Origin of the sequence: Umezawaea sp. (assembly GCF_036375055.1) — a bacterium.
Classification (GTDB): Bacteria; Actinomycetota; Actinomycetes; order Mycobacteriales; family Pseudonocardiaceae; genus Umezawaea.
Genome location: NZ_DASUSQ010000133.1, coordinates 61,778 through 74,413, shown reverse-complemented (window position 1 = coordinate 74,413; position 12,636 = coordinate 61,778). Strand labels below are relative to the sequence as shown.

The following is a 12,636-nucleotide window of genomic DNA, read 5'->3' as shown; positions in this document are numbered from 1 at the left end:
GGGCTCCTCCACGGCCGTTCCGACGACGGGGGACGTCACGGGGCCTGTTGCCACGGCACCCTGGTCGGACGCTGGCCGGTCAGGAGGAACTCCTCCAGCGCGGCGGCCAGGGTCGGCACGGGGATCTCGCAGTGCGTCGGGAACTCGATCCCCGCGTACACCGTCCGCTGCGACGGTCCTTCGCCGAGCGTGACCCACGTGCCGTTCGTGCAGTCCGTGTAGAGGATCGCGCCCCGGTCGCCCCGCACCCCGACCGTCACCTCGTGGTCCGGGTAGCCGGAGTCCAGCGTGGGGCGGTCGGTGTGGATGAGGAGGGCGTTGTCGCTGCGGGGATCGGTGAGGCGGTCGAGCAGGCGGTGGACGTCATCGCCCTGGCGCAGCTCGTCGACCTGGCCGTGCCAGGTCCGGTTACCCGCCACGGCCACCGAGTAGTGCGCCTCGATCATGCCTACTCCTTGCAGGTCTTGTCGGTGTTGATGCAGTTCACGAGACGCTTCATGATCTGGTCGGACATGACGTTGGCGAAGTCGTCGTGGTCGGTCAGCGGGTCGTGCTCCTCGGCCGGGAACGAGTCGACCGCGTACTGGCCGTTCTGCTGCACGTCGGCCGGGATGGCGTAGGTCAGCGTGATGCGCAGCTGCGGGATCGCCTTGAAACCGTTCTGGCACTGGCCGTTGGCGTCGGCGAACGCGACGTGGTCGCGGTGGTTCGCGCTGTCGGTGTTCTTGCCGTCCCAGCAACCGGGGAAGTCGTGGATGCGCACGACGTCGGCGCCGTTCGGGCAGATCGGGTACTTGTCGAGCAGCACCTCGTCCTCGAAGCCCGCGCACGTCCAGGACGCCCTGGTGTTCTTGTCGCCGTTGATGGAGCGCTTCGCGTCGCCGTAGAGGATCTTGAGGAACTTGGGCATCGCGACCACGTCGCCGACGGGGCTGCCGCGGAAGGTGAGGTCGGCGGCCTTCGGCTCCTGGATCACGCCGTCGTTGCCGGGCAGCTCCTCGGCCGCGTCCTCACCCAGGTTCGCCTCGTTCTGCGCCGCGTCCGCCGCGGCCTGGTCGTCCTGGGCGCCCGCGTCGCCCTGGCCCGCGTTGTCCTGCTGACCCGCGTTGTCCTGCTCGGCGGCGTTGTCCTGGCCCGCGGCCTGGTCGTTCTGCTGCTGCCCCTGGCCCTGGCGGTTGTTCCGCTGGCCGTCGCGCTGCTGGTCGCCGTCCTGGTCGTCGCGCTGGCCGTTCTGCTTCAGGCCCTGCGGCCGGTCCTGGTTGTCGTCACCGCGCTGGTCGCCCTGCTCACCGCGCTGGTTCTGGCCCTGCTGCCGGTTCTGGCCGTCGCGCTGGTCGCCGCCCTGCTGCCCCTGCTGGTCGCGGCCCTGCTGCTGGTCCTGGCCCTGCTCCTGCTCGTTCTGGCCCGCGTTCTCCTCGGCGGGGGCTTCCCCGGCGGCCTCCTCCTCACCCCTGTCGATCCGGATGACCGGCCAGAAGTAGGCCGACTTGTCACCGTTCTTGCAGGTGGTCCCTCCCGCCTGGAGGCTCGCGTCGGTGGAGTTGGCGTCGGTCGTCAGGTTGCCGACGTAGTCGTGGAGGTGTTCCGCACCGTTCTCGACACCGGGAGCCGCGATGAAGTTGTCGCCGTTGAAGTGCTTGTTCTCGTTCAGACCGCAGTCGACCGTGAACGTGCCGGTGCTCGCGTCCTCCTGCGGCGTCGGGGTCTTGACGTTGGCGTTGACCTTGGTGATGTCGACGAACAGCGACTTGTCCGCGCCGTCAGCACGAGCCTGCCCCTGGTCCCCGGTGGTGGTGAACGCGACGGCCAGACCAACCGTGAGTGCCAATCCGGTCATTCCCGCTGTCAGCTTCGCGCGGCGGGAGAAGGTGTGCCGTCCCTGGGAACGCGTCATGTGATGTGTCACCTCGTCGTTTGGTACGCGCAGAGCGCTTCGAACCCCGGCCGCCTGACGGCGGTGGACACAGGGGCATACGTACCAATGCTCTGCCGATGCTCCTCCGCGATTCCGTCGTTACCTTTCCGTTATCTGGCTTAAGGCGGGCAAATCGGACGTGAGCGGGGTGTGACGTGGGGTTTCGCGCGCTTCTCGCGGTTGGTGAACGAGCACCGGCTTGAACCGGATTTAAGGCCGGTGTGACGCGGGCGCCGTAGATCGCGCGGTCTGGCGGAAGTGGTTGGGGCGCATGGGTTTTCATCCCGAACCCAGCGACTCCCCGAGAGGCCGGGGAAGCGGGACGGGATCGATCTCCACCTCCTGCTCGGGTTCGGAGATCCCGAGCAGTCGGAAAATCGTCAACCGCAGCACGGCCGCCGCGGCACCCGGCCGGGACGTGATCGACTTGGCGATCACCTCGTGGCCCCCGGTCGCCGCGTCGAGCTGGGGCGGCAGCGGCCGGGTGAGGTCGACCACCGTCGCGCGCCGCGCCAACTCGTCGGCCGGACTGCCCTCGCGGACGTCGGGGAACGGGACCAGCGCGATCCGCCGCCCGATGGCCGCCGCGTACTGGGTGGTCGACCCGTGGTCGCCGAGCACCACGTCGCTCGCGACCAGCGTCGCCCGCCACCCCTCCTCGGGCGGGACCAGCAGCAGCCCGTCGCGCAGGCAGTCCGCCAACCACGCCCGCACCTGCCACGGACCGTGCACCGCCCAGGTGTTCGGGTGCAGCACCGCGGCCACCCGGTGCCGGTCGTCGGTCCGCTCGTCCAGGAGCCGCCGGTAGACCTCCGGGTGCGCGCCGAACACCGACTGCTCCGTCCACGTCGAGCTCACGGTGGTCAACGTCTGCCCGGCGCCGACACCCAGCGCGCGGCGGTAGCGCTCGCGGTGCGGCAGGCTCGCGACCAGCCGGTCCAGGCAGACGTCCCCGCCGACCACGGCGGCGGGCACCGCCTCGGGACACGATCCGCGCAGCACGGCCAGTTCCGCCTCGTGCGACAGCACGATCGCCGCGGCGACCACCCGCCCGTCGCGCACCAGCGCCTCCCGCGCCAGCCCGTGCGACCGCCACGGCCGCGTCCGGGACTTCATGGCCCCCACCCCGTGCGGCAGCACCAGCACCGGTCCCCGCACCCGGTCGACCCCTCGGTGGCTGGCCGCGACCACCAGGTCGAACCGCTCCGCCACCGCCTGCCGCCACGGCAGCACCACACCGCCCCACCGCCGCACGAACTCCTCGGTCCCGTGCCACGTGCCGTCCCAGTCCGGGATCGTGAACACGACCTGGATCCGCCGGTCCACCAGCAGGGGCAGCACGTCGACGAGCCTCGTGCCCGCCACCACGTGCGGTACCACGACCAGCACGTTCAGCAGGCCTGCCCGCGTGACCCGCCCCGCCGCACCCGGTCCGACCGGTCCCTTCGTCCACTCCATGACCACACCCTGCCCGCCCGGACGTCACCCGATAGAGCCCTGGTGGTCCCGCTGGTCACGCGGTTCCCTGGGATCCGGGGGGTGAGGCGCGGTGACCAGCGGTGGCACGACCTCGTCCACGACGAGCAACGAGGTGTCCGGCCGGGTGGTCGGCCAGGTCGTCCAGGCGAACAGCATCGGCAGCGTGCACCTGCACGAAGCGCCTCCGCCCGTGGTGGTTCCCCGGCAGCTGCCGCCCGCTGCGCGCGGGTTCGCGGGCAGGCGGTTCGAGGTGGGCCACCTGGGGCGCTGGCTGAGCGACGGTGGCCCGCTGTGCGTGGTGATCAGCGGCGCGGGCGGGGTCGGCAAGACGTCGCTCGCCCTGCGGTGGCTGCACGACGTGCGCGACAGCTTCCCCGACGGCCAGCTCTACCTCGACCTCGACGCCTTCTCCTCGACGGGGCCCGTGCGGTCCGAGGAGGCGCTGGAGCGCTTCCTGCTGGCGCTGGGCGTCTCGGCCGACCGCGTTCCTCCCGACCTGGCCGGGCGCACCGCGCTGTTCCGATCGCTCACCGCAGGGCTCTCCCTGGTGGTGCTGCTGGACAACGCGAGCAACGCGGCCCAGGTCAGACCACTGCTCCCCGCCTCGGCCACGTGCGCCGCCGTGGTCACGAGCCGGTGGCGCCTCGCCGGGCTCGGCATGGTGGGCGCGCGGTTCCTGGAACTCGAACCGATGGAGACCGAGTCGTCCCTCGAACTGCTCGGCAACGCGGTGGGCGAGCACCGGCTGTCCGACGAGCACGGCGCGGCACGGGAGCTCGCGACCCTGTGCGGCGGTGTGCCGCTCGCGCTGTCGGTGGTGGCGGCCCGGCTGTCGGCGCACCCCAGGCGCACCCTGTCCCGCGAAGCGGGTGACCTCCGCGCGGAGCGCGACCGGTTCCCCGGTCTGACGCTGGGAGCGGACGTCTCGGTCGAAGCGGTGCTCGACCTGTCCTACCGCGAGCTGACCGCGCGGCAGGCGTCGGTGTACCGGACCTGCGCGCTGCACCCCGGCGCCGAGTTCGGCGCGGAGGTCGTCGCGGACGCGCTCGGCGAACCGGTGGCCACCGCGCTGGCCGACCTGGTCGAGGCCAACCTGCTCGTCGAGGTGGAGGAGCACCGGTTCCGCTACCACGACCTGATGCGGTTGCACGCCCTGCGCAAGGCCGAACAGGACATCCCCGCGGCGGAACGACGCGCGCTGTCCTCGGCGATGGTCCGGTGGTACCTCGACACCCTGGTCGCCGTCGAGGCACTGCTGCGTCCCAGCCGCCGCCGGGTCGGGCCCCGCTTCACCGCACCCGTCGACCGCTCCGGGCTGTTCGGCGGCGAACGGGACGCGCTGCGGTGGTTCGACGTCGAACGCGCGAACCTGCGCCAGGCGTGCCTGCGGTCGGTCGACCTCGGCCTGGACGACCTGGCCTGGCAGTTCTGCGAGGCGATGTGGAGCGGATTCCTGCACACCCGGCACTACGACGACTGGTTCGCCTGCCACTCCGTGGGAGTCGCCGCGTCGGTCAGGTCCGCCAACCGCGCGGCCGAGGCCCGGTTGCGCCTTCAGCTCTCGTACTCCCTCAGCGAGCTGAGGAGGTACGACGAGGCTCTGGAGCAGGGCGAGGCGGCGTTGCGGATCGAGGAGGAGGGCGGTGACCGGGGAGCCGTCGCCGCGGTGCTGAACCAACTGGCGGGCATCGCGCAGGCGGGTGGCGACCTGACGACCGCGCTGGCCCTGCTGCACCGGGTCAGGGAGATCCGGCGGGAGGTCGGTACCCCGCGGGCGCTGGCGTTCTGCGGCAGGCGGATCGGCCAGGTGCTGGCGGACCAGGGGCACTACCCGGAAGCGGTGCGGGAGCTGGTCGCGGCGGTCGACGCGATGACCCGCCTCGGCGACCAGGTGCAGCGGGCGTGGTCGCTGGTGGCCCTCGGGAGGACCTACCTGCGTTCGGGGCGGGCCTCCCTGGCGAGCGCGGCGCTCCAGGACGCCCTGGAGGCCGTGCGCCTGGTGGGAACCCCCTTCTACGAGGCCGAGGTGTTGACGGCGCTGGGGGAGGTCGCCGAGGCGCTCGACGACCTCCCCGCCGCGCGGCGGCACTACTCGGGTGCGCTGGAGCGGTACGTGCAGGTCGAGGAACCGAAGGCCGTCGACCTCCGGGCGAGGCTCGAAGCGCTGACGGACGTCCCGCCGCAGGCGGCCCGCAACAGCAGGACGTAGGCGAGCGCCGCGCACCGCACAGCGGATTCCCCGTGCCGCAGGGAGATCCGCCCGCCCCCGCGCGACCACGCGGTCCACGTCCGGTCACCCGTGGCCCGCAGCACCACCGCGCACCCCGGCAGCGAGCGGAACACCCGCTCCGCGGGCGCGGTCGTCACGACGGCGTCGGCGGACGACCACCGCTCGGGCGGCGCGACGTCCAGGAGCACCACCACGAACTGGTCGTGCGACCCCCACCCGATCCGGTGCACGCCCCTGCTCACGCCGCGTCCTGGTGGCGCAGCGGGACGGGCAGGGGGAGGTGGGACGTGCGGGCGGGGCAGGGCGGCTCCGGCAGGTCGAGCAACCGGTACATGGTGGTGCGGAGCGCCCGCGACGCTTCCCCCGGTCTGCTGGAGAGGGCCTCGGCCACCGCGGTCGGCGCGACCTCCCCGAACTGGGGCAGCAGCGGACGGCCGGGGTCCACGCGGGGCGTCGTCCGCGCCACGACGTCCGCCAGGCTGCCCTCGCGGACGTTGTCGTGCGGGAACGCGGCCAACAGCACCGGCGTGCCGATGGCGGCGGCGTACTGCGTCGTGGAGCCGTGGTCGCCGAGCACCAGGTCGCTCGCGATCGTGGTGGCCCGCCAGCCCTCGTCCGGTGGGATCAGCAGCAGGCCGGCGGCGACGTGGTCGTCCAGCCACGCCCGCACCTGCCAGGCCCCGTGCACGGCCCAGATGTGCGGGTGCAGGATCGCCGCGACCCGGTGGTCCCGGCGGGGCAGTTCCTCCAGCAGACGTCCGCACAGGTCGAACCACGTGCCGAAAGCGGACTCGCGGGACCACGTGGAGCTGATCGTGACGAGCCGCTGGTCGTCCGCGACCCCCAGCGCCCGGCGGTAGTCGGCGCGCCGGTGCGCGCTCGCCACCATCCGGTCCAGGCAGACGTCACCGACCACCACGGCCGTGTCGAGCGCTTCCGGGCACGACTCGCGCAGCGCGTCGACCTCGTCCTCGTGCGTCAGCGCGACGGCGGAGACGAGGAGCCGACCCCGGCGCACGAGCGCCTCGCGGCTCAGGCCGGGGAGCGGGATCGATCCCGGACCCGCGTGCCGTCCGAACTTGCGGGACGCGAGGCTGCTCGCGCCGTGCGGCAGCAGCAGCACCCGGCCGCGCACCTGGTCGAGGTCGTTGTGCCCGGCGGCGAGGACGAGGTCGAACTCGTTCTCCGCCGCCTGGTGCCACGGGACGACCAGCCCGCCCTGCCGCCGCACGAACTCCTCCGTGCCGTGCCACAGCCTCCCGGTCTCGGACACGCTGAAGACGACTTGAACGCGATGGTCGTTGCGCAGCAACGGAATCACGTCCGAGACGAGCCTCGTGCCCGCGGCGAGGTGCGGCACCACGACCAAGACGGTCCGGCACCCCGCCACCGTGACGCGCCTGTCCGCGTCGAGCCCGACGGGCCCGCGGATCCAGTGCTCCCGAGTCATCGTCGCACCCCCTTCAGGCCGCGAGGCCGGTGTCGGGCAGGCGCACGGGGTCACCCGTGCCGCAGTCGAACACGGGCGCGCCGCGAGCCGCCAGCGCCTCGTGGTCGACGACCCGGTGCCTCGTCATGACCACCACGGCGTCGACGAGCGACCAGTCCACGTCGTCGAGCGCGACGCCGAGCAGGACCGACCCGTCGGACAGCTCCAGCCGGGGTACGTGCGGGTCGTGGTACTCGACGGTCGCCACCCGCCGCAGTTCCTCCAGCACGGCCACGGCCGCCGACTGCCGGACGTTCGGCACGTCGGCCTTGTAGGTGACGCCGACGACCAGGACCCTGCTGCCCCGCAACGACTTCCCGCACACCTCCTCGATCCGGTGGGCGGTGCGCAGCGGCATCGCGTCGTTGACGGCGAGCGCCGCGTCGACCACCGAGCAGTGCAGGCCCTCCCTGCGCGCGCTGAGGGAGAGGAACCGCGCCGCGACCGGCACGCAGTCGCCCCCGGCACCCGCGCTGGGCCTGTGCGCCAGAAAGCCGTACGGCTTCGTGGCCGCCGCGTCCACGACCTCGTCCACGTCCACCCCGTGGGCCCGGCACAGGGCCGCGAGCTCGTTGGCCAACGAGATGTTGACCATCCGGAAGGTGTTCTCGAAGACCTTGACCAACTCGGCGGCCGCGGACGACCCGACCTCGACCACCGGGCCGCCGACGGCGTCCAGGAACCCCTTGGCGCGCCGTGCGCACGCCCGCGTGTAGCCGCCGATCACGCGGGGCACCGCGTGGAACGGGTGCGACGCCCGGCCGGGGTCGACCCGCATCGGCGCGCTGGCGACGGCGAAGTCCCGGCCCGCCCGCAGACCGGAGCGCTCCTCCAGCAGCGGCACGAGGTGCCGGTCCAGGGTCCGCGGCGGGCACGTGCTCTGCACCAGCACCAGGTCACCGACCCCGATCACCGCCGCGAGCGCCGTCACGGCCGCCGTCAGCGCGGTCAGGTCGACGTCCCCTCGCCGGTCCGGAGGTGTCGGGACGCACACGACGTACGTCCCGGCACGGGGAACGGCGCCACCCGACACCCGCAGCCCGCCCCTGGCGATCACCTCCCCGACCGCTCGCTCCGACACGGTCCCCAGCCCGAAGCCCGGCACCCCCTCGGTGATCCGGCGAACGCGCTCCGGCGAGACGTCGAGGCCGACGACGGCCGATCCCGCTTCCGCCGCGGCGAGCGCGGTGGGCAATCCGGTGAACCCCAGCCCCAATACCACTACATCCGGTGGTCTCATCGATGGCTCCTTTGTGCGGTGAGAAGTGGTGCCATCAGCGTGCGAGGCGTCCTGGTCGACGTCCTTTCCGGTTCCTGTCAGGGTGGTGTCATGCCTGATCGGAGGCTTGTGAGCGATCTTCGGATTGCTCAATCCGTGTTAGTGCGGCATTTGCTCGATGGATTGGCCCTTCAGGTCCCCTTCATTTATCTTTCGCGCCCCAAGGGGGACTTTTGACTACTCCGAATGGACTACGTTCCGTCACATGGCTATATCGGATGGTGACGAAGTGCTGGTAAGCGGCTCGGATCACGGGCACACTCGCAGTCAATAATTGCTTCCAGCGGGGGTGGCGCTGGTGACCATCGATTTCCGGATCCTGGGTCGCACGTGCTTGCGCGTGGGTGACGAGTTCATCGGCAACTGGGGGGCTCCCAAGGAGCGTGGTGTGCTCGCGGTGCTGTTGCTGCACGCGGGAAAGGTCATTTCCGCCCGCACTTTGGCGGAATGGGTGTGGGCCGAAGGGAAGGCTCCGCGAGATCCGATCGGCGCTCTGTACACGTACACGACACGAATACGCGCGGCTTTGCGTCGAAGTGGAGTGGAATTCGATCTCGCGTGCGACGACGGCTCCTACCGGCTTTCGGTCGACCGGTCGTCGATCGACTACGCGGCATTCCGGGCACGGGTGGGCGAGGCGCGGAAGGCGGACGGCGCGGGCGACCGGGACACCGCTCGCGTCCTCCTCCGGGAGGCCCTCACCCTGTGGCAGGGGGAGCCGCTCGCCGACCTGGACACCGACAGGGCCGCGAACTGGCGCCGAGTTGCGATCCGCGACGAGTGGCTCTCGACCACCAAGGCGCTGCTGAAGAGCCTCAGCCACGTCGGCGAGTTCGCCGAGGTGCTGGACGTGCTCCAGGCGATCCAGGTCGACCACGACCTCGACCTGCTGCTGGCGAAGCTCCGGCTCCAGGCGCTCTACGCCCTGGACCGCGGGGACGACGCCGTCGAGTACTACCTCGACTACTACCACCGCGCGAGGGCGGCGGACAACGCCCTCCGCGCCGACGAACTGCGTGGCTTCCACGAGCGGTTCATCACGCCGAACCCGGCGCGGCAAGCACCCGCCGAGTGGACCGGAACCCCTCGTGGACCGCAGAACCTCCCGTACCGGACGGCCCCGCTCGCCGGGCGGGCAGACCTGGTCGGCGAACTGGACGACCTCCTCGCCGACCGGTCGCAACCGGGGGTGATCGCGCTCGACGGGCTGCCCGGTGTGGGCAAGACCGCGCTCGCGGTGCAGTGGGCGCACCGCGTCCGGCACCGCTTCCCCGACGGCGTCTGGTTCGTGAACCTCAACGGTTTCGGGGAGGGCGCGGTCGTCGAGGAGGAGGAAGTGGTCACCGGGCTGCTGGAGGAGTTCGGGATGACGGCCGACTGCCCGCCCTCGCCCACCGCTCGCCGGGCGAAGCTGCGCGACGTCCTCACCTCCCGCCGGATGCTGGTCCTGCTGGACAACGCCCACGACGCGGACCACGTCGAGTCCCTCATCCCGCTGTTCTCGAACTCGGTCGTGGTGGTGACGAGCAGGGTGCGGTTGAGCGATCTGGTCCTGCGCCACGGAGCGCGGTGCCTCACCGTGCCCCCGCTCGCCGACGACCACGCCGCCGAGTGGCTTCGGACGACGATCGGCGACAGGGCGCTCGCCCAGCCGCAGGCACTCGCACAACTCGCCGCGCTGGGCGGAGGACTACCGCTGGCGCTCGGCATCATCGGCGAGTACGTGTCGGCCAGGGAGGGGCGTTCGCTGTCCGATTTCGTCGAACAGTTCAAGCAGCGGCGAGCCGTGCTCGGTCTCCGGTACGACGGCAGCCGTCTGGCCACCACGCTGAGAGCCGTGTTCGACTGCTCCTACCGGGACCTGCGTCCCGAGCAGCAGAGGCTGTTCCGACTGCTCGGCATCTACCCCGGACTCGAGTTCCCCGTCGAGGTGGCCGCGGCCATCGCGGGTCTTCCGGCGGGGGAGGCGCGTGCCCACCTCGACGACCTCGTGTGGGCGAGGATGCTGGAATCGCGGGAGGGCGGCCGGTTCGCGTTCCACGACCTGCTCCGCGACTACGCGTCCGAGCGGACCGAGATCGAGGAGGAGGAGCGGGACCGGGCCTCGGCCACGCTCCGGATGACCGACTGGTTCCTGCACACGTGCAACAACGCGGACCGGAAGCTCTTCGCGTTCCGCGAGGCCGTTCCGATGCTGCCCCTGGCGGGCGGAGTCGAACCGATGTCCTTCGAGGACGGTGACGCCGCGCTGGAGTGGATCACGAGTCAGCGCGGGGAGATCACGCAGGTCATCGCTGCCGCTGCGGCTGCCGGGCTGTGTGAGCACGTGTGGCGGCTCGTTCAGGTGAGCCTTGAAGTTGTTCTCTCCCAGGGTTTTCAGGCTGAGGTAATGCAGGGCATGACGGCCGCGGTGGCCGCTGCGAGGAAGGCCGGGGACGTCTTCGGCGAGGCTGGTTCGCTCGCGAACATGGGTTTCGCCTGCGCCCGGTTCCACGACCACGACGAGGCCGAACGGTGCTTCCGGCGTGCGTACGAGCTGTCGGAGAGCATCGACGACCGCATCGGCGTGGCCACCGTTCTGCGCAACCAGGCCGAACGGGCTTCGGTCCTGGGTGACCACGCCGAGGCGATGGCGAAGTTCGAGCGCGCGCTCGACATCGCGCGCGAGGAGGAGGACCTCGACACCGAGGCGGGCGTGCTGCACCGCATCGGCGAGGCGATGCACCGCAGGGCGCGGGAGGACGATGCCCTCGTCAACCTCCACGCCGCCTGGCGACTCCGGGAGCGCATAGGCGACGTGCGCGGGCGGGGTGCGACGTTGGCGGCCATCGCCCTCGTCCTCCTGGGCAAGGGCGACCACCACGGCGCGCTGGGCTTCGCCCACCGGGCGATGGTCGAGTTGCGGCACACCAGGCAGCTCGCCCTGGAGAGCGAGGCCGCTGTCGTCGCGGCCGTCGTCCACCGGGACCTCGGGGACTGGAAGTGGGCGGCCTTCTACGCGGAGCTGGCCGTGGACCTGAGCAGGAGGGCCAGGGACCCGCTTCGCCAGGCTCGGGCGCAGGACGTCCTGGGGCACGTTCGCTGCGGCGAGGGCAGGAACCACGAGGCCCGCGAGTGCTGGGAACTGGCCAGGGGTCTCTACGTGGAACTCAAGGATTCCAGGGCCTCTGGAATACAGGCGCAGCTGGCTGAGTGCGTTGACCTGGATTTGCCCAGTGCGCGCTCGGAAACGGTGGAAGAACAGCGGTCACCCGTTGGTGATGGCGAGACCACCTGAAGTTGACCACTGGTACCGAATGGTGATGTTGAGGTAGTGTCACGTATTCCTTGATCGGGTGGATGGCCGTTCAGTACGAGTTCACACGTTGGAGCGTAGACCCATTTGAGTGATATGCCCGCCGAGGGTGAATGATAATGAATAAATTTGCCTAAATCGGCGGTTTCGAGGCTTGTAGGGGTGGCTGGTTCGTCTCGGATGGGGGTGAGATCGTCACCCTGGGTGCTCGCGACTGACCGGTTGGCTGTAGGTTGCCCCCGTGATGCGTAACAAAAAACCGAAGGGGCGCGTTCAGGCCCTGGCTGTCGGCGTACTCACTGCTCTCGCGTTGCTGCTGGCACCCTCGGGTGCCAGTGCTGCGGAGAGCCCGACGACAGCGGCGGCCACGACCGTGGCCGCCGCTGCGTCCGGTGCCGCGGGGGGATCCTCCTGCGGCGCCAACTCAATGCGCTGGGGATAACGAGCTTCTCGGCTGACCACGGGGTCGGCACCTTCGATATCCAGCCAGCACACCACCGCCCGGCTCGGGGCCAACCGAGCCGGGCCTCTTTTTGTGCCGATCCAGGATGGAGGGCCATTGGACCGGTTACAAGTAGCCATGCCGAGTTGGTGATGGGAGACGCACCACGGTGGTGGGCGAGTGGGTGAGCGGAGCGGTGCTTTCGGACCAAATGTGAGCCGGATGCCCGATCGGGCATCCGGCGAGTGGCAGGCGGGTCCGCCATAGCAGCAGGTGAAGAATGCCGCCGAATACCTGAAGCCGCATTGGTACTGTCGACAACCTTGCCGTATGGCCGCGTGGGGATGCCCGACGGGTGCCGCGAGGACGTGGACCGACGGCGACTGTGACTCTGCGTAGTCAACTTCCGGTGTGGGGTTCGGAGGCCGGTCGCGGCTCCGTGAGACCGCTCGACGATTCCTGTTCCGGGCCGCTCGTTAGCGGAACGAAATTGTTTCGATATGTGAT

Annotated in this window: 7 protein-coding genes; 2 read left to right on the top strand and 5 right to left on the bottom strand. The window is 70.8% G+C overall.

The window, feature by feature from the left end; all coding sequences use genetic code 11:
• Positions 1-35 precede the first annotated feature (35 nt).
• The 3 genes from VFZ92_RS33450 to VFZ92_RS33440 form a co-directional block, all read right to left on the bottom strand.
• A complete protein-coding gene (locus VFZ92_RS33450; RefSeq protein WP_330880373.1) occupies positions 36-446 on the bottom strand; it encodes an Imm1 family immunity protein in 411 nt (136 codons plus the stop codon).
• Between the two features lie 2 nt (positions 447-448).
• The gene (locus VFZ92_RS33445; RefSeq protein WP_330880371.1) at positions 449-1,894 is read right to left on the bottom strand and encodes a DUF1996 domain-containing protein; all 1,446 of its coding nucleotides are present in this window, start codon (positions 1,892-1,894) and stop codon (positions 449-451) included.
• Between the two features lie 300 nt (positions 1,895-2,194).
• Positions 2,195-3,373 carry a hypothetical protein gene (locus VFZ92_RS33440; RefSeq protein ID WP_330880369.1) on the bottom strand — a complete coding sequence of 393 codons (1,179 nt, stop codon included), beginning with the start codon at positions 3,371-3,373 and terminating at the stop codon, positions 2,195-2,197.
• Positions 3,374-3,464: 91 nt separating this feature from the next.
• Here VFZ92_RS33440 and VFZ92_RS33435 point away from each other — a divergent pair, with 91 nt between their 5' ends.
• On the top strand, positions 3,465-5,603 hold the full coding sequence (locus VFZ92_RS33435; protein WP_330880367.1) for an ATP-binding protein: 2,139 nt from the start codon (positions 3,465-3,467) through the stop codon (positions 5,601-5,603).
• A gap of 259 nt (positions 5,604-5,862) precedes the next feature.
• Here VFZ92_RS33435 and VFZ92_RS33430 read toward each other — a convergent pair whose 3' ends face one another.
• Positions 5,863-7,074, bottom strand: coding sequence for a hypothetical protein (locus VFZ92_RS33430; RefSeq protein WP_330880366.1), 1,212 nt, complete (start codon positions 7,072-7,074; stop codon positions 5,863-5,865).
• A 13-nt stretch (positions 7,075-7,087) separates the two neighbouring features.
• On the bottom strand, positions 7,088-8,353 hold the full coding sequence (locus tag VFZ92_RS33425) for a nucleotide sugar dehydrogenase (RefSeq protein ID WP_330880364.1): 1,266 nt from the start codon (positions 8,351-8,353) through the stop codon (positions 7,088-7,090).
• A gap of 580 nt (positions 8,354-8,933) precedes the next feature.
• Between VFZ92_RS33425 and VFZ92_RS33420 the strand changes: the two genes are divergently transcribed.
• Positions 8,934-11,669, top strand: a complete 2,736-nt coding sequence (locus tag VFZ92_RS33420; RefSeq protein ID WP_330880362.1) for a tetratricopeptide repeat protein — start codon at positions 8,934-8,936, stop codon at positions 11,667-11,669.
• The last annotated feature ends 967 nt before the right edge of the window (positions 11,670-12,636 follow it).